This is a genomic window from Myxococcus sp. MISCRS1 (genome assembly GCF_026626605.1).
Taxonomy (GTDB): Bacteria; Myxococcota; Myxococcia; order Myxococcales; family Myxococcaceae; genus Myxococcus; species Myxococcus fulvus.
In genome coordinates this window covers 1,811,833-1,827,973 of sequence record NZ_JAPNKB010000001.1, presented here as the reverse complement: position 1 = coordinate 1,827,973, position 16,141 = coordinate 1,811,833, and the positions used below count along the sequence as shown (strand labels likewise).

At 70.8% G+C, this 16,141-nt stretch carries 11 protein-coding genes; 2 read left to right on the top strand and 9 right to left on the bottom strand.

Annotation, left to right across the window (positions count from 1 at the left end; genetic code table 11):
* Positions 1 to 29: 29 nt before the first annotated feature.
* On the bottom strand, positions 30 to 1,634 hold the full coding sequence (locus tag OWM54_RS06980) for a hypothetical protein (RefSeq protein ID WP_223751240.1): 1,605 nt from the start codon (positions 1,632 to 1,634) through the stop codon (positions 30 to 32).
* Between the two features lie 297 nt (positions 1,635 to 1,931).
* Between OWM54_RS06980 and OWM54_RS06975 the strand changes: the two genes are divergently transcribed.
* Positions 1,932 to 4,058 carry a PAS domain S-box protein gene (locus OWM54_RS06975; protein ID WP_267696972.1) on the top strand — a complete coding sequence of 709 codons (2,127 nt, stop codon included), beginning with the start codon at positions 1,932 to 1,934 and terminating at the stop codon, positions 4,056 to 4,058.
* On the opposite strand, the gene thrA is transcribed toward OWM54_RS06975, so the two are convergent.
* The 6 genes from thrA to OWM54_RS06945 form a co-directional block, all read right to left on the bottom strand.
* The gene (thrA, locus tag OWM54_RS06970) at positions 3,980 to 6,433 is read right to left on the bottom strand and encodes a bifunctional aspartate kinase/homoserine dehydrogenase I (RefSeq protein WP_267696971.1); all 2,454 of its coding nucleotides are present in this window, start codon (positions 6,431 to 6,433) and stop codon (positions 3,980 to 3,982) included. The two genes, OWM54_RS06975 and thrA, sit on opposite strands and share 79 nt — an antisense overlap.
* A 356-nt stretch (positions 6,434 to 6,789) precedes the next feature.
* Positions 6,790 to 8,367, bottom strand: coding sequence for an adenylate/guanylate cyclase domain-containing protein (locus tag OWM54_RS06965; RefSeq protein WP_223751243.1), 1,578 nt, complete (start codon positions 8,365 to 8,367; stop codon positions 6,790 to 6,792).
* Positions 8,368 to 8,443: 76 nt separating this feature from the next.
* Positions 8,444 to 9,469 (bottom strand): inorganic phosphate transporter, encoded by a 1,026-nt coding sequence (locus OWM54_RS06960; protein ID WP_141330118.1) that lies wholly within the window; start codon positions 9,467 to 9,469, stop codon positions 8,444 to 8,446.
* Between the two features lies 1 nt (position 9,470).
* A complete protein-coding gene (locus OWM54_RS06955) occupies positions 9,471 to 10,097 on the bottom strand; it encodes a DUF47 domain-containing protein (RefSeq protein WP_223751244.1) in 627 nt (208 codons plus the stop codon).
* Between the two features lie 190 nt (positions 10,098 to 10,287).
* Positions 10,288 to 10,614 carry a thioredoxin gene (gene trxA, locus OWM54_RS06950; protein WP_141330114.1) on the bottom strand — a complete coding sequence of 109 codons (327 nt, stop codon included), beginning with the start codon at positions 10,612 to 10,614 and terminating at the stop codon, positions 10,288 to 10,290.
* Positions 10,615 to 10,738: 124 nt separating this feature from the next.
* On the bottom strand, positions 10,739 to 11,641 hold the full coding sequence (locus OWM54_RS06945) for a LysR family transcriptional regulator (protein WP_255666194.1): 903 nt from the start codon (positions 11,639 to 11,641) through the stop codon (positions 10,739 to 10,741).
* Between the two features lie 150 nt (positions 11,642 to 11,791).
* Between OWM54_RS06945 and dusA the strand changes: the two genes are divergently transcribed.
* Positions 11,792 to 12,790, top strand: coding sequence for a tRNA dihydrouridine(20/20a) synthase DusA (dusA, locus tag OWM54_RS06940; RefSeq protein WP_223751318.1), 999 nt, complete (start codon positions 11,792 to 11,794; stop codon positions 12,788 to 12,790).
* A gap of 183 nt (positions 12,791 to 12,973) precedes the next feature.
* On the opposite strand, the gene OWM54_RS06935 is transcribed toward dusA, so the two are convergent.
* The gene (locus OWM54_RS06935) at positions 12,974 to 13,867 is read right to left on the bottom strand and encodes a Virginiamycin B lyase (protein ID WP_267696970.1); all 894 of its coding nucleotides are present in this window, start codon (positions 13,865 to 13,867) and stop codon (positions 12,974 to 12,976) included.
* A gap of 175 nt (positions 13,868 to 14,042) precedes the next feature.
* Positions 14,043 to 15,995 carry a hypothetical protein gene (locus OWM54_RS06930; protein WP_267696969.1) on the bottom strand — a complete coding sequence of 651 codons (1,953 nt, stop codon included), beginning with the start codon at positions 15,993 to 15,995 and terminating at the stop codon, positions 14,043 to 14,045.
* Between the last annotated feature and the right edge of the window lie 146 nt (positions 15,996 to 16,141).

Genomic DNA, 16,141 nt, shown 5'->3' with positions numbered 1-16,141 from the left:
TGGGAACGCGGGAGGAGTGAGAGGTCCGCTCATTGGCTGCTGATGGAGAGGGTGTAGTTGTAGTTGCCCGAGCCCTCGTCGGCCCAGCCCGTCGTGACCAGGACGTAGCGCCGGTCGGTCTGGCTGTTGAAGTCGAAGGTCTCCTTGCCGGTGGTGAAGCGGTCGGCCTCACCCGCCGTGGCGCCCTGCTGCAGGGCGAGGATGCTCACGTCCTCCGTGGAGTCGGCGGTGACGGTCATCCTGCGGCCATTGCCGGTGAAGACGTAGTACCGGTTCTGCTGCCGCTGGTTGAAGGGCTCGCCTCGGGTGAAGAAGTTGTTCTCCGAGAAGGGCACCGTCACGAACTTGTACATGCCATACAGGTCCGTGTCCCCCTCGCCCCACTCCGAGCGGATGGCGCCGATGTTGTAGTGCGCCGCGAGCCGGTCCACCGCGGCGGCGTCCACGCCCGGCTGGGCCTTGAGGCCGTGGATGAAGGAGCCGACGGTGGTCACCGCCTCCGTGGTTCGCTGCGGCCCCACCAGCACGTCATAGAGCGTGCCCAGGCTCAGGGACACCTGGTCGAACGGGGTCTCCGACAGCGTCGACTCGTCGTGCAGGTCGTAGAGGAAGCGCATGATGCTGAACTCGGAGAAGACGCCCGGGTTCGGGTCGTCCGTGGTCGTCGGCGGCGTCTCCAGGTCGAAGCCGAACGCGCCCAGCCGGGTGCCGCTCCAGAGCGTGTCCACGTAGATGGAGCTGGGCAGGAGCATGCCGGACAGCGCGTTGCCGTAGCCCTCGCCGAAGGCGATGCGCGGGTCCAGCACGTCGCCGGAGGAGTGCGGGCCACCGGGGTTGTCGGCGCGCGACAGGTTGGCCTCGAAGAAGTGCCCCCACTCGTGGACGATGACGTGGCTGTCGAACTCGTCGGTGTCCGCGCCCGCGAGGCCCAGCACGTAGACCTCGTTCTCGTTGGGGGAGAAGTGCGAGGTGCCAATCTGGCCCCGGGCCTTGTCGCCGTTCTGCGGGGCGTTGTTCGGGCTCCAGTTCACCTTGAGCGGCGGGAAGGGCACGGGGCGCTCCGCCAGGAAGGCGTGGGACGCGGTGTACATGGCGTCCAGGATGGCGAAGGGCGCCGCGACGCGCTGGTTGGCGGTGTAGCTGGAGCCGTTCCAGCCGTGGCCCGCGTGCAGGTCCTTGCTCGTGGTGCCGCCCTTGATTTGCGTCACCACCGCCCAGATGGCGTTGCCGTCGGTGTTGTCCTCCACCTGGATGTCCGGCGTGGTCGTCTTGGCGAGCGTGGCCAGCGTCACGTCGGCCTGGTCGCCGGCCGTGAAGGTGAGCTGGTAGCGGCCGTCGTCGTCGGTGGTCGCCGAGGCGAGCACCGTGCTGCCCCGGAGCACCTGCACGGTGGCGTTGCGCACGGGCTTGACGCTCACCTGGTTGAAGGCGAGCGAGCCCTGGCGCGTCGTCGGCGTGTAGACGGCCGGGACGGAGTCGAACGTCACCCGGCCCGTGAGGGTGGCCGTGACGGGCGTCCCCTCGTCCTTGTCGTCGTCACCCTCCTTGTCGGAACAACCGAGCACGGTGAGACCGAGCGCGAGTGCCAGCGTCGCGCCTGTGCGGGCCCACGCTGATTTGCGAGATACGTACATTCCGTCCTCCCCCTTCCTTTCGTCGCCTGAGATGGGTGGCGGGCCATTCTCGACGGGACGTCCGGGAACTTCAAACACGGAGGACCCGGAGAAGGCCGTGGGATGAGGCTTGTCCGTCGTGAGGGCCGGGTGCGGGACAGCATCCTGGCGGGCGTGCCCGTCTTCCGGGGCTCGGTGGGTTGGCCGACCTGGGGGTGGCGCGGAGGCCGGGTTGGCGGGGCCCGGGGGCGCGCCAATCATTGAGGAGGGCGTCACGCGCGGAGGGCGGGCGACCCCACGGCCCATCGCCTCCTCGCCATGCCCCACCCGACCGACAGCCCCGCGTCACCTCCCGAGGCGTCCCGGGACCTCGCCGGCGTCGAGCGGGCCCTGCGCGAGAGCGAGGAGAAGTACCGCACGCTCTACAACAACACGCCGGTGATGATGCACTCCATCGACCGGGCGGGCCGGCTGGTGAGTGTCAGCGACTGCTGGCTGGCCACGCTGGGCTACACGCGCGAGGAGGTGCTCGGCCGCGACTCCACGGAGTTCCTCACCGAGGAGTCGGCCCGGCGGGCGCGCGAGGAGGTGCTGCCGGCCTTCCACAGGACGGGCCGCTGCAAGGACGTGCCGTACCAGCTGGTGAAGAAGGACGGGACGCGGCTGGACGTGCTGCTGTCCGCCATCATGGAGCGCGACGCCTCGGGCGCCTGCGTGCGCTCCCTGGCGGTGCTGCTGGACGTCACCGAGCGCAAGCGCGCCGAGGAGGCGCTCCAGCAGAGCGAGCGGCAGCTGCGCGCCATCCTGGACAACGCCACCTCCGTCTTCTTCCTGCTCGACACCCACGGGCGCTACATCTTCGTGAACCGCCAGTGGGAGCTGATGTTCCGCCGCACGCGCGAGGAGGTCTTCGGCAAGACGGTGCACGACATCTTCCCGGAGGACAGCGCGAGAGAGTTCCAGGCGCTGAGCGAGCAGGTGCTGGAGCAGCGGCTGCCCGTGGTGCGCGAGGAGCGCGTCCCGCAAGAGGACGGCGTCCACACGCACATCACCCAGAAGTTCCCGCTCCTGGACGCGTCGGGTGTGCCCTACGCCGTCTGCGGCATCTCCACCGACATCACCGAGCGCAAGCGCCTGGAGGAGTCCCAGCGCTTCCTCGCGGAGGCGGGGCGGGAGCTGGGCACGTCGCTCGACTACGAGACGACGCTCCAGCGCGTCGCGGAGCTGACGGTGCCCCGCCTGGGGGACGTGTGCATCGTCTTCATGCCCGACGGCAGTCGCGGGCTGCACCCGGTGGCGGTGGCGGCGCGCTCGCCCGAGGTGGAGCGCGAGGTGCGGGAGCTGCTCGAGGCGCATCCGCTGGTCCCCGGCGTGACGTACGGCCCGGTGGGGGTCATGGCGTCGGGGCGCTCGGAGTGCTCGCCGGTGCCCCATGGAATCCTGCGCGACGGAGGGCTGGGCTCACCGCGCTGGAGCCATGTGCGCGCGTGGGGCGGCAAGCCCTCGCTCAGCGTGCCCCTGCAGGCGCGCGGGCGGGGGCTGGGCGTGCTGACGCTCGTGTCGCGACAGGGGGCGCGGGCCTTCGGCGCGGACGAGGTGGCGCTGGCGGAGGAACTCGGGCGGCGCGCGGGGTACGCCATCGACAACGCGCAGCTCTACCGCGAGTCCCAGGAGGCCATCCGCGTGCGCGACGAGTTCCTCTCCATCGCCTCGCACGAGCTGAAGACGCCGCTGACGTCCATGAAGCTGCGCATGCAGCAGATGGGCGCCCTCCTGGCGCGGCCCCGGACGGACTCGGGCCTGCGCGCGCGGCTGTCCGGCATGCTGAACGTGTGCGAGAGCCAGCTGTCGCGGCTGTCCCGGCTGGTGGAGCACCTGCTGGATGTCTCGCGCATCAACGAGTCGCGGCTGTCCTTGCGCCTGGAGGACATGGACCTGGTCGCCGTCACGCGCGACGTGGTGGGCCACCTGCGTGAGCAGCTGGAGAAGGCGGGCTGCGAGCTGGTGCTGGACACCCCCGGGTCCCTGCCGGGCCGGTGGGACCGGCTGCGGCTGGAGCAGGTGCTGATGAACCTCCTGACGAACGCGGTGAAGTACGGCGCGGGCCGGCCCATCCGATTGCGGCTGTCCGCCCACCACGACGAGCGGGTGTGGCTGAGCGTGGAGGACCACGGGATGGGCATCCCCCGCGAGTCGCAGGGGCGCATCTTCGAGCGCTTCGAGCGCGCCGCCTCACCCAACTACGGTGGCCTGGGCCTGGGCCTCTTCATCACCCGTCAAATCGCCCAGGCCCACGGCGGAGAGGTCTGGGTGGAGAGCGAGCCGGGGCGGGGCGCCCGCTTCGTCGTCGAGCTGCCCCGCTGGACTCACGGCAGCGGACCTTCCACCAGCCGCAGCACGTCCGCCAACACGCCGGACGCCGTCACCGCCGCGCCCGCGCCATAGCCCCGGATGACCAGCGGCGTGGGGCTGTAGCGCTCCGACAGGAAGCTCAGCGCGTTCTCTCCGCCCTTCACCGCGGCCAGGGGATTGGCGAGCGGCACGGCCTTGAGCCCCACCGAGCAGCCCTCGGGGCCGACGCTGCCCACGTACCGGAGCACCTTGCCTTCCGTGCGCAGCGCCTCCACCCGGCGCTGGAAGCCCTCGTCGAGCGACGGCAGCCGCGCGAGGAACGCGTCGAGCGGACCGGACGCGTCGAAGTCCTCGGGCAGGAGCGACTGGAGCGCCACTTCCTCCAGCTCCACGGGGCGGCCCAGCTCGCGCGCGAGGATGAGCACCTTGCGCGCCACGTCCGTGCCCTGCACGTCGTCGCGCGGGTCCGGCTCCGTGAAGCGCTTCTCCATGGCGGAGCCCACCGCGCGCGACAGCGGCACGCCTTCCTCCAGCAGGCCGAGGATGTACGACAGCGAGCCGGAGAGGATGCCGTCGATGCGGTGCACCTGGTCGCCGGTGCGCAGCATGTTCTTGAGCGTGTCGATGACGGGCAGGGCGGCGCCCACGTTCGTCTCGTACAGGAAGCGGCGCTGGTGCCGCGACGCCGTCTCGCGGATGGCGCGGTGGTGGGCCATGCGCCCCGCGTTGGCCTTCTTGTTCGCGGTGACGACGTGCAGCCCCGCGGCCAGGAGGGACGGGTAGGCGAGCGCCACGTCCTCGCTGCTGGTGCAGTCCACGAAGATGGGACGGCCGGGCCGCTTGGCCCGCACCTGCTCGCGGAAGGACTCCAGCGACGCGGGGGCGCGGCTTGCCTCCAGGCGCTCCTTCCACTCGCCCAGGGGGACCCCGCCCGGCTCGATGAGCGCGTGCCGGCTGTTGGCGATGGCGCACACGCGCAGGTCCACGCCCTGCGCGCGCAGGTGGGGGGCCTGCTGGCGCACCTGCCGCATCAGCTCCGCGCCCACGCTGCCCACGCCCGCCACGAAGAGCTCCACCACCTCCGTGGTGCCGAAGTAGCGGTGGTGCACGTGCGCCATGGCGCGCGGGCCGTCCGCCTCGGTGATGACGGCGGAGATGCTCCGCTCGCTGGAGCCCTGGGCAATCGCGGCGATGCTGCAGCCCACGTCGGCCAGGCCGCTGAAGAAGGTGCCCGCCACGCCCACGCGGTGGCGCATGCCGTCGCCGACGATGCTGAGCACGGCCAGCCGGCCCTGGCGCTCGATGGTGTCGACCTTGCCGGCCTCGCGCTCCACCTCGAACTCCGACTCCAGCGCCCGCACGGCGGCGTCGGCCTCCGACTGCTGCACGCAGAAGCTGATGGAGCACTCGCTGGAGCCCTGGGTGATGAGCACCACGGAGATGCCCGCGCGGGCCATGGACTCGAAGACGCGCGCGGCGGTGCCGGGCACGCCCTTGAGCCCCGCGCCGGCGATGTTGACCAGCGCCACGTCCTTGAGGAACGACAGGCCCCGCACCGGGTGCTCGGGTGGGGCGGCCCTGTCGGTGACGAGGGTGCCGGGGTGCTCGGGCTTGAAGCTGTTGCACACGCGCACGGGGATGCCGCGCTCGCGCGCGGGGGCAATCGTCTTGGGGTGCAGCACCTTGGCGCCGAAGTAGGCCAGCTCCATCGCCTCCTCGAAGCTCACCTCCGCCAGCGGGAAGGCCTCGGGGACCAGGCGCGGGTCGGCGCTGTAGATGCCGTCCACGTCCGTCCAGATCTCCAGCAGCGCCGCGTCCAGCGCCGCCGCCGCCAGCGCCGCCGAGTAGTCCGAGCCGCCGCGTCCCAGGGACATCGTCTTGCCGCGCGCGTCACCGCCGAAGAAGCCCGGCATCAGCAGGAGCCCCGGCCCCTGGGCGTCGCGCAGCGGAGCGAACCTGGCGCGAATCTCGTCCATGCGCGGCGTGGCCTGCAGCGGGTCCCCCGCGCAGATGAGCACCTGCCTGGGGTCCACCAGGTGGGGCGACAGCTTGCGCGCGGACAGGAGCGCCTCCAGCACCAGGCACGAGGCGCGCTCGCCCAGGCCCGACAGGTGCGCGAGCACCGACGGCGAGCACTCGCGCAGCAGCCCCACGCCCTGCAAGAGCCCGCGCAGCTCGGTGGAGATGGCGGCGAGCCCCAGCTCCAGCGGGGCCAGCGCCTCCAGCTCTCCGCCCAGCTCCCGGGCGATGCCCAGGTGCGTCTGCTCGAAGCGCGACAGGGGCTCTTCCACCGAGCTGCCCTCCTGCGCGAGCCGGGCCGTGTCCACCAGGAGGTTGGTGATGCCACAGACGGCCGAGGCCACCACGCACACGCGTGTCTCCTGACGTGCCCGGGCGACCAGGTCCACCACGCGCCGCATCTGCGCGGTGCCGCCCACGCTGGTGCCGCCGAACTTCATCACCCGCATGACGGCACCTCGCTCGGGAGCAGGCGGCCGAGGGACACGGGCGGGCGGGGCGTCGTCGTCGGGGTCTGGGTCTGCATGGGGTTCCTGGTGGGTGGAGGGAAACGAAAAAAGCCCCGCGCCGGGGAGCGCGGGGCCTGGTCGGAAGGACAGCGATTCCGAGCTAGACCGCCCGCGCTCCGCGGGTCGTCGTGTGCGTCGTCGTCGTCGTGGAGGTGAAGGTCGCCGCGCGCGCGGAGGTCCGGGACGTCCATCCCGAGGTCCACGCGAGGTCGAGGCCGATGCCGTTCACGAACCCGAACGCTGACCGATGAGCCCGGTGCGAGTCAAGCCGCCCTCCCGGACGGGGGGACGACGGCTCACCCACCCGCCACGTCCCACTCCACGCGGTGCAGCGTCAGCGCCTCCTGCTTGCCCTTCACGTGGGTGGGGGGCAGCGTCGTCAAGGGCCAGCGCGACTCGCGCAGCCTCACGCGCGTGGCCTCGGAGAGCACCACCTGGCCCGCCTTCGCCACGCCGCACACCCGACTGGCCACGTTGGTGACGTCCCCGAGCGTGGCGTACTGGAGGTAGTGCTCGGAGCCGATGTTGCCGGCGGCGGCCGGGCCGCTGTTGAGGCCCACGTGGATGCGCAGCTCCGGCTGTCCCCGGGCCCGGAAGCGCGCGTTGAGCCCCGCAAGCTCGCGCTGCATGTCCACCGCCGCGCGCACGGCCCGGTCCGCGTCGTCCTCGCGCGAGAAGGGCGCGCCCCACACCGCCATCAGCGCATCGCCGATGTACTTCTCCAGCGTCCCCTCGTGACGGAAGACCACGTCCGCCATCACCGGGAAGTACGCGTTGAGCATGTCCACCACGTCCCGGGGGCCGCGCGAGGAGGACAGGGGCGTGAAGTCGGAGATGTCCGCGAAGAGCACCGTCACCTCCGTCTCCACCACCTCCAGCGCCGTGCCGGGCGAGGCATGCAGCCTGCGCACGACGGCGGGCGGGAAGAAGCGCAGGTACGTGTTGCGCAGCACCGCCTCCTCCTCCAGCCGCCGCGTCAGCCGCGCGTTGTCGAGCGCCACCGCCGCCTGGTGGGCGAAGGCGGTGAGGAACTCCAAATCCGCCTCCGTGAACAGGCCCCCGTGCGAGCGGTTGTCCACGTACAGCACGCCCAGCCACGTGTCCCGGGACTTGAGCGGCACGCACATGGCGGAGTGGATGGACTGCGCGCGGATGGAGACGGAGCTGTCCAGCCGCACGTCCTGCTGGGCGTTGGCGAAGAGCGCCGCCAGGCCGTGCTTGCGCACGGAGTCGACGATGTGCTGGCTGTGGAAGCGCTCGGAGAGCACCTCGCCGGTGGCGGCGCGCGCCACGCGGGGACGCAGCTCGCCGGTGGCCTCGTCCACGAGCAGTAGCGCGGCCCGGTCCACGCCGAGCACGCGGAAGACGAGCTGGAGGATGCGCTCCAGCAGCGAGTCGAGCGAGCCGGGCGACGACAACAGCTGCGCCACCGCGAGCAGCACCTGGAGCCGCTCGCGCGTCGCGTCCGCCTCCGGCTCCGGGCGCACCCGCAGGCGCGGCGCGTCCAGGGACAGCTCACCGGGCGCGGGCGAGAAGCGCGTGTCCAGGGTGCGCGTGTGCAGCGGGCTCAGCCCCGCGTCCAGGTCGGGGTCCGCCGCGAGGAGCTGGAACCACACCTCGCCGCAGCGGAAGGCCTGGCCCGCGTCGAGCTCATGGCGCTCCACGCGCTGCTCGCCGACGAAGGTGCCGTTCTTGCTGCCCTGGTCCACCAGCACCACGCGCGAGCCCTCGCGCTCCAGGCGCGCGTGCCTGCGCGACAGGCTCTTGTGGAGCACGCAGACGGAGCTCTCCTCCGTCCTGCCGATGGTGGTGACGCCCTCGGGGAGCAGCAGCTCCTGCTCGCCCTCCCGCCCAGGGTTGAGGATGAGGCGCATGGCGCCCGGGATGCTACACCCGCCCGCGGGCCTCCCGAAGGAAGTGGCCGGCGCGGGCGGGGAGGGTGGCGGGCCCTCAGCCCACCAGGCGGACGACGACCTGGGTCATCCCGTAGATGAGCAGCGCCATCAGCGCGGACGCGGGGATGGTGAACACCCAGGCCCAGATGATGCGGCCCGCCACGCCCCACTTCACCGCGCGCCAGCCGCGCGTGGAGCCCACGCCGACGATGGCGCCGGTGATGGTGTGGGTGGTGGACACGGGGATGCCCAGCTCCGCCAGCGCGATGATGGTGACGCCGCCGCCGGTCTCCGCGCTGAACCCGCCGATGGGCGCCAGCTTCGTCAGGCTGTGGCCCATGGTGCGGATGATGCGCCAGCCGCCGAAGAACGTCCCCAGCGCGATGGCCGCGTGACAGGAGATGATCATCCACCAGTCGATGTGGAACGGACGGTCCGCCCAGATGGTGCCGAAGAGCACCACGGCGATGATGCCCATCACCTTCTGCGCGTCGTTGGTGCCGTGGCTGTAGGAGAAGATGGCGGACGAGACGAGCTGGAGCCGGCGGAACCAGACGTCCACCACGCGCGGCGTCTGCTTGTGCACCACCCAGGTGCTCACCAGCATCAGCGTCATGCCCAGCGTGGTGCCGATGAGCGGCGAGAGCACGATGAAGGCGGCGATCTTCGCGATGCCCGCGCCCATCAGGCCCTTGAGCCCCAACACCGGCAGCGTCGCGCCAATCATGCCGCCCGCCAGCGCGTGCGAGGACGACGACGGCAGCCCCCACCACCACGTGAGCAGGTTCCAGGCGATGGCGCCCATCAGCGCCGCGAAGATGACCGACAGCACCGCGGTGGGGCCCGTGGCGCGCAGCATCTCGAAGTTGATGATGCCCTTGCCCATGGTGTTGGCGACATGGACACCGCCGCCGAAGGCGGCCACGAAGTTGAAGAAGGCGGCCCACGCCACGGCCAGGTTCGGTGACAACACCCGGGTGGACACCACGGTGGCGATGGAGTTCGCCGCGTCGTGGAAGCCGTTGATGAAATCGAAGATGAGCGCCACTCCGACGATGACGATGACGGCCGCGAGTAGCATCTCAGGAGTGCTCCAGCACCACGCCTTCGATGACGTTCGCCACGCCCTGACACTTGTCCGTGGCGGTCTCGATGAGGTCGTAGATCTCCTTCCACTTGATGATGGTCAGAGTGTCGACCCCGCTCTTGAACAGCCGGCCCAGGCCCGAGCGAAGCACTTCGTCCGCCTGCGTCTCCAGGCGCTTGATCTCCTTGCAGCCGGCGAGGATCTGCTCCGGCTTCTTGATGAGCCGCAGCGCCGCCACCACCTCCTGCACCTTCTCGGCGGACAGCACCAGGAGCCGCGCCAGCTCCGTCGCGTCCGGCAGGCTGCTCTGGATTTCGTAGTAGTGCAGCCGTGACGCAGCCGCGTTCGCCAGGTCCAGCACGTCGTCGATGCGCGACAGCAGCGAGTGGATCTGCCCTCGGTCGAACGGGGTGATGAACTGCTTGTGCAGACGGTTGAAGGCGGTATGGGTGACCTCGTCACCCTGGTGCTCCACGTCCTTGAGCGCCTGGACCCGCCTGGGCACGTCCGTGTAGTCGCTGAGCAGTTCGTGAAGCATCTTCGCGCCCTGCACTGTGGCGGCGCACTGTTTGTCGAAGTCGTCGAAGAACTCGTCCGACTTGGGCATCAGCCTTTCGAGCATCGCTTCCCTCCCGGATGGGGGCATGCCCCGGGTGTCACCTTCGTGTGACACAGCCGAGGCGGCCCGTGACTACCTCACCTGGAGAGAATCGCCAGCCTTCCTTTTTGACTTGCAACGGAATGCCGGGCTCGGGAGCCCCGAGTCTCGCTGTATCGAGCCATTAGCCCGCCAGCGGGAGGGGCCCCCAGGTCTACAGGTGGGGAAGCAGCGCCTGTTCCAGCTTCGCCCGGGGCATGGCGCCCAGGAGTTGCTGGACGACCTGGCCGTCCTTGAAGAGCAGCAGGGCGGGGACGGAGCGGATGTTGTAGCGCTGGGCCGTCTCCTGGTTCGCGTCCACGTCCAGCTTCGCCACCTTCAGGCGGCCCCGGTACTCGGTGGCGAGCGCGGCCACGGTGGGGGCGATGGCGCGGCACGGTGGGCACCAGGCGGCGGTGAAGTCCACCAGCACCGGCTCCTTCGACTCGAGCACCTCCTGGTGGAACCGCGCGTCGCCCAGCTCGATGACGTCCGTGGCCATGTCCTGTCCTCCTGCGTTGGAGGCGCGGCGTCGGGGCCGTGCCTCGGTTCGAGCAGGACATGTAGTGGCCGGGGGGCTCGGAGACGAGCGTCCCTCACGGAACGCGAGGTTGCGTGAAGGGCCCTCAACGTCTCCGGGGGGAAGGGGCCTCCACCTCCCAGGGCAGCGACGCGCCGCGCTCCGAGAGCAGCGCGAGGAAGGCGCGCAGCTTGGGTGGGAGCTGGCGGCTGCTCGGGTAGACGGCGAACACGGGGAGGCCCGGCGGCGTCGCCGCCTCCAGGACGGGGACGAGCAGGCCGCTGCGCACGTCGTCGACGACGAGGGAGGCGGGCAGGCGGACCACGCCCAGGCCCGCGCGGGCGGCGGCCTGTCCCGCGCGCACGCTGGGGACGCGGAGGCGGCCGGTGACGGGGTGGCTTGAGGCCTCGCGGCCCTCGCCGAAGAACCAGACCTCGTCGGTACGGGGCTCGGCGAGCACGACGCAGGCATGGCCCTGGAGGTCGGCGGGGGTGCGGGGTGTGCCCTGGCGGGCGAGGTACGCGGGGCTGGCGTAGTAGCCGGTGCGCAGCCGCCCGAGCTTCCTGGCCACCAGCGACGAGTCGGCGAGCGGGCCGGTGCGCAGCGCCACGTCGTACTCCTCGGCGATGAGGTCGACGTGGGCCTCGGCGAGCGCCAGCTCCACGCGCAGCAGCGGGTGGTGCAGGAGCAGCTCCGCGATGAGCGGGGTGAGCAGCTCGCCCAGCAGGGAGAGGGTGGCGATGCGCAGGGTGCCCTGGGGCGTGGCGCGGGACTCGCCCAGGGCGCGGTTCACCTCGCGGGCCTCGGAGACCAGCCGCGCGCAGTGGACATGGTAGTCGCGCCCCGCCTCGGTGAGGCGCAGGTGGCGCGCGTTGCGCTCCAGCAGGCGGACCCCGAGCCGCGCCTCGAGCGCGGAGAGGCGGCGGCTCACGGTGGACTTGCGCAATCCCAGCCGCAGGGCCGCGGCGGTGAGCCCTCCGGAGGTGACCACCTCGGTGAAGAGCAGCATGTCGTCCAGCAGGGGCGGGCTCGGAGGCACGGGGGGAGCCTAGCCGGGGAGGTCGTCCGGCTCCTCGCTCTTCGGGCCTCCGGGCGTCACTGGGGGGTGGGCAGGGGAGAAAAAGCCGGGTAGATGCAGGACGTTTCCCAGGTCCTGCCCATGATGCCCTCAAGCCCCATGCCGTTGTGTGTCGCGCCGATGATGGACTGGACGGACCGGAACTGCCGGTACTTCCACCGCCAGATCAGCCAGCACACGCTCCTGTACACGGAGATGTTGACCACGGGCGCCGTGCTCCACGGCGACCGCGAGCGGCTGCTGGGCTACGAGGCGGCCGAGCACCCGGTGGCCATCCAGCTGGGGGGCTCGGAGCCAGAGGCGTTGGCGGAGGCGGCGCGCATCGCCGAGTCGTGGGGCTACGACGAGGTGAACCTGAACGTGGGCTGCCCCAGCGACCGGGTGCAGTCGGGCCGCTTCGGCGCGTGTCTGATGGCGGAGCCGGAGCTGGTGGCGCGGCTGGTGGGCGCGATGCGCTCGGCGGTGAGCATCCCGGTGACGGTGAAGTCGCGCATCGCCATCGACGAGCTGGAGGAGTGGCCCACGCTGGAGCGCTTCGTGCGTCTGATTGCGGCGGAAGGGTGCACGCGCTTCATCGTGCATGCGCGCAAGGCGTGGCTCCAGGGGCTGAGCCCCAAGGAGAACCGCGACGTGCCGCCGCTGCGCTACGACCTGGTGCACCGGCTCAAGCAGGAGCTGCCGCACCTGGACATCAGCATCAACGGCGGCATCAAGACGCTGGACGCGGCGGCCGAGCACCTGAAGCACGTGGACGGGGTGATGATTGGCCGCGCCGTCTACGAGAACCCGTACCTCCTGGCGGAGGCGGACCGCCGCTTCTTCGGCGCGACCCAGGCGCCGCGCGAGCGCCACGAGGTGGTGGAGGCGATGCTCCCGTACATCGAGCGCCGCCGGCAGCAGGGCGCGCCGCTGAGCGCGGTGACGCGGCACATGCTGGGCCTGTTCCAGGGCCTGCCGGGCGCGCGCGCGTGGCGACGGCACCTGAGCGAGAACGCGCACAAGGCCGGCGCCGGGCCCGAGGTGGTGGTGGCCGCGCTCGCCAAGGTGCGCCGCGAGCCCGACGCGGTCGTCGCGGCCTGAGCGGCGCGGACCCGAAAGGGCGCGGTGCGCTGCGTGCCTGCCGTCGCCGTATCGTCCCGTAAAGGCGCATGCACGGAGGGACTTCTGGCGGAGGCTCGCCGAGGGACGTCTTGAACGCGACGCCGCCATGGCGGCTCTCGCGACGTGTCCCCCCGCGGGGTTTGGGCTGCTCGTGGCCAGCCCTCAGCGCGGCGCCAGTCGCCCTATCTTCCCCACCTCCTGCGCGAACCACAGCGCGCCATCCGGCCCGGAGCAGATTCCATGCGGCTCCGCCTTCGCGGTGGGGATGGCGTACTCCGTGACTTCGCCCGAGGTCGTCATCCGTCCGAGGTGATTGCTTCCCCACTGGGTGAACCAGAGCGCGCCGTCGGCGCCCGTGACGATGGCGTGAGGCTTCGCGCCGGTCCGAAGCAACGGATGCTCGGTGATGCCCCCGTCGAGCCCGATGCGCCCGACGCGGTCCGCGAGGAGCTCCACGAACCACAGCGCCTCATCCGGCCCCCGCGTGATTCCCACGGGGCCCGCCTTCGGCGTGGGCAGCGCGAACCCGGAGACCTGCCCGTCCACCGTGATTCGCCCGATGCGATTGCTCGCGTTCTGCGTGAACCAGAGCGCCCCATCCGGTCCGGAGGTGATGAACGACGGGTAGCTGCCGGCCTCGAGCGCGAACTCGGTGACGGCGCCCTCCACGGTGATTCGCCCCAGCCGATGCGTCGACAGCTGCGTGAACCAGAGCGCGCCGTCGGGCCCCGCGCAGAGCCCGAACGGGCCAGCCCCCTCTGTCGGCAGCGGGAACTCACGCACCTCGCCGCGCGTCGTCACCCGGCCGATGCGGTTCGCCTTCTGCTGCGTGAACCAGAGCGCGCCGTCGGGCCCCGCGGTGATGACGGAGGGCCCCGAGTCCGGCGTCGGCAGCGCGAAGGTCGTCACCGCGCCGTCCAGTTCGATGCGTCCCACGCGGCCCGCGTGCACCTCCGTGAACCAGAGCGCGCCGTCAGGCCCGGCGCAGATTCCATAGGGCCCGGTTCCAGCCGCCGTGAGCGGGTACTCCGTGATGCGTCCAGGGGCCTGCGTCATCGGATGTCTCCCGGAGGTCGAGCGCGAGGTGGAGGCCTGGACCCTCGCCCGGACGTGATACCTCGTCCAGCGTCACCTCGCCCCGCGCGAGCGCGTGTTCCCTCCACGACAGACACGACGAAGCCCGGGCCCTCACCTCGAGGACCCGGGCTCGCGGGGGTGAAACCGTGCTGGCTCAGCCGATGACGAGCTCGCCCGACAGGGGCTTCTTGCCCTCGTCCATGAAGAGCCCGAAGTAGCTCTGCGCCAGCTTGTACTCGTTGTACGCCGGCGAGCACGCCATGTTGCGCACCGCCATCAGCGGGTCATTGGGCTTGCCGTCGTAGTCGGTGAGCAGGACGTTGATGCCCATGTGCCCGCCGTTCTGCGCCTGGATGCCGGAGCGGCGCTGCATCTCCTCGATGTCGTCGGCCGTCAGGTTGAGGGTGATCGGCTTGTCGTGCTCGCGCGCGGCCTTCGCCTTGTCGGCGTCACCGGTGAACGAGTACACGAGCAGCTCGCGCGCGTTGTCGTCCTTGGTGTCGAACTTCATCGCGAACTTCTCCGAGCCGGGGACGAGCTTGCCGTCCTTGTCGTACTTCTGCTCGAGGGTGATGTCCGGGTGGTCACCGCCGTAGGTGATGTCGGACGTCAGCGACTTCGTCCCATCCGGGTGGTGCGTGATGAGGTAGTCGCCGGTGTTGGTGGTGCCGTCGGTCTCGATGCTGAAGGGCCCCACGTCGATGCCCACCTTGCCGCCCGTCGACTCGTAGTTGATCTTGTCGAAGCGCAGCGTGTTGGACACGCCCGGGCCTTCCTTCTCCGGCATCCGGCCGTCCTTGGCGAAGGCCTCGAAGGCCTTCTGGCCCTCGGGGTTGCCCAGGTCGAACTCGGCGGTGCGCAGCTTGTACTCCTTGAGCGTGTCCTCGCGGCCCATGCTCACGGAGACGGGGCCGGCGCCCAGCGTCACCTTGCCGTTGTTCTCGATGAACTCCGTGGGGCCCGTCGTCATCGACAGCTTGTCGCCCGTGCGGCTCACCTCGATGGACATGCCCTTGCCGCTCTTGACGTCGCCGGAGATGCCCAGCTCCACCGCGTGGTAGGACAGGCCCACGTCCAGCCCGTAGCCGGTGAACTGGCTCTGCTCCATCTTGATGGAGGTGCCATCCGGAATCGTCTCCGGGTTGAGCGGGTGCGGCGGCGCGATTTCACCGCGCTTGAGCTTCTCGAAGTCCGCCTCCGTCATCTTCACTTCGTACGTCATGCTCTTGCCGGCCTCGACGCTGCCCTCCACGGACGCGCCCACGCCGACCTTGGCCTTCTTGAACTCCACCGAGCCCGACGCGGACACGGACGTCTCCGCGTTGATGGACACGGTGACGAAGCCGTCCTCCTTCTTCACGTCCTTCTCGAGCGAGTCGCTGAACTCCACGGACACGGGGCCCGCCTGGCCCGGGATGGTCGTCTCGTGCGGCTGCACGTGGGCCGCGTCCGGCACGCTGCCCACGTCCGCCGGGTAGTCGGCCACCATCATCTGCTGCAGCTCGGGGGACACGTTCGCGTCCGCCAGCGCCTGGGCGCGCTCGGGCGAGCCCGCCTCGGTGCCGAACACCTTGGCCGCCGTGGTGCCGGGGAGGGAGCCCGCCTCGCTGTAGTGCGAGTTGCCCTGGAGGTACGACTTCATGTCGTCCCAGCTCTTGCCGTTGCTGGGGTCCAACACGCGCTCGCCCTGGCGCACGACGACGTGGCCCGACTGGCCCTCGGCGCCCGCGCGCGAGTCCTTCAGGAACACCAGGTCCGAGCGACCCTGCAGCTCCGGCGAGGACTTGTTGATGAAGTCCGCGGCCTTGTCCAGGCAGTTGACCTTGGCGTCCTTGCTGTTCTCCGTGAACAGCGACGTCGAGGGGGCCCCCTGGCCATCCAGCTTCAGCTTGTTCTTCGCGCCCGCGGGCTCGAAGGTGGACACGTCCTTCTTCTGCGCGGCCAGCTTCTTGGCCGCCTCCGCGGCCTTCTTCGCGGCCTCCGCGGCAGCCTGCCGAGCCGCCTCCGCCGCCCTGCGCGCCGCCTCTTCCGCGGCCCTGCGCGCGGCCTCCGCCGCCCTGCGTGCCGCCTCTGCTGCTCCACCGTCACCAACGCGTCCAGTTCCCATGGGGTGTGGGCTCCTAGCTGCCGTACGAGATTCCCAATTCTCGGGAGTCGACGCGCCGGGTTGCGGATGGCGAGGAGTTTCCGGGTGTTACCCGCGAGATTCGGCCCGGGAGTGAAGCCCTGGCGCTCATCCCGTGCGGATGTGGA

Coding starts and splice junctions, on each gene's coding strand:
- OWM54_RS06980 (WP_223751240.1), bottom strand. CDS start 1,634: ATGTACGTATCTCGCAAATCAGCGTGGGCCCGCACAGGCGCGACGCTG.
- OWM54_RS06975 (WP_267696972.1), top strand. CDS start 1,932: ATGCCCCACCCGACCGACAGCCCCGCGTCACCTCCCGAGGCGTCCCGG.
- thrA (WP_267696971.1), bottom strand. CDS start 6,433: ATGCGGGTGATGAAGTTCGGCGGCACCAGCGTGGGCGGCACCGCGCAG.
- OWM54_RS06965 (WP_223751243.1), bottom strand. CDS start 8,367: ATGCGCCTCATCCTCAACCCTGGGCGGGAGGGCGAGCAGGAGCTGCTG.
- OWM54_RS06960 (WP_141330118.1), bottom strand. CDS start 9,469: ATGCTACTCGCGGCCGTCATCGTCATCGTCGGAGTGGCGCTCATCTTC.
- OWM54_RS06955 (WP_223751244.1), bottom strand. CDS start 10,097: ATGCTCGAAAGGCTGATGCCCAAGTCGGACGAGTTCTTCGACGACTTC.
- trxA (WP_141330114.1), bottom strand. CDS start 10,614: ATGGCCACGGACGTCATCGAGCTGGGCGACGCGCGGTTCCACCAGGAG.
- OWM54_RS06945 (WP_255666194.1), bottom strand. CDS start 11,641: ATGCTGCTCTTCACCGAGGTGGTCACCTCCGGAGGGCTCACCGCCGCG.
- dusA (WP_223751318.1), top strand. CDS start 11,792: ATGATGCCCTCAAGCCCCATGCCGTTGTGTGTCGCGCCGATGATGGAC.
- OWM54_RS06935 (WP_267696970.1), bottom strand. CDS start 13,867: ATGACGCAGGCCCCTGGACGCATCACGGAGTACCCGCTCACGGCGGCT.
- OWM54_RS06930 (WP_267696969.1), bottom strand. CDS start 15,995: ATGGGAACTGGACGCGTTGGTGACGGTGGAGCAGCAGAGGCGGCACGC.